General features: G+C 47.9%; 2 tRNA genes and 1 rRNA gene. All 3 read right to left on the reverse strand.

Features of this window, described 5'->3' with window-relative positions:
- Positions 1-153 precede the first annotated feature (153 nt).
- Positions 154-229: transfer RNA gene (locus AC1DLI_RS34335), tRNA-Ala, on the reverse strand.
- A 31-nt stretch (positions 230-260) separates the two neighbouring features.
- Positions 261-337, reverse strand: a tRNA-Ile gene (locus AC1DLI_RS34340).
- 116 nt (positions 338-453) lie between these two features.
- Positions 454-520, reverse strand: a 16S ribosomal RNA gene (locus tag AC1DLI_RS34345); the annotation flags it as partial.

Raw genomic sequence — 520 nt, forward strand, 5'->3', positions numbered from 1 at the left:
ATTCCCTCCATCTCAATAAACATTAAGCGGTGGGAATACAACGAAAAGAAGTCGCAACAWTCTCGAACACCTTTCGCWTACAATAAAAACAGCTTAAAGGATGTTTCAGCAATTCTTTTCTTTCGTTATCCAGTTTTCAAGGTGCAATTGTATTGGTGGAGCCAAGCGGGATCGAACCGCTGACCTCCTGCTTGCAAGGCAGGCGCTCTCCCAGCTGAGCTATGGCCCCAAAATGGGTACCGACTTCTCAGAGTCGATAATGGTGGGCCTTAGTGGACTCGAACCACCGACCTCACCCTTATCAGGGGTGCGCTCTAACCAGCTGAGCTAAAGGCCCTTGGGTATTCCCTTTGGACTACCGTTGAAAGAGTATTAATCTTTCAAAACTGACAACGAGTAAGCGATAAACTGCCAAGTTTATCCGAACCTCATCGGGTTCGGGTATTTCCTTAGAAAGGAGGTGATCCAGCCGCACCTTCCGATACGGCTACCTTGTTACGACTTCACCCCAATCATCTAC

The organism is Paenibacillus sp. 01T443, from assembly GCF_056398325.1.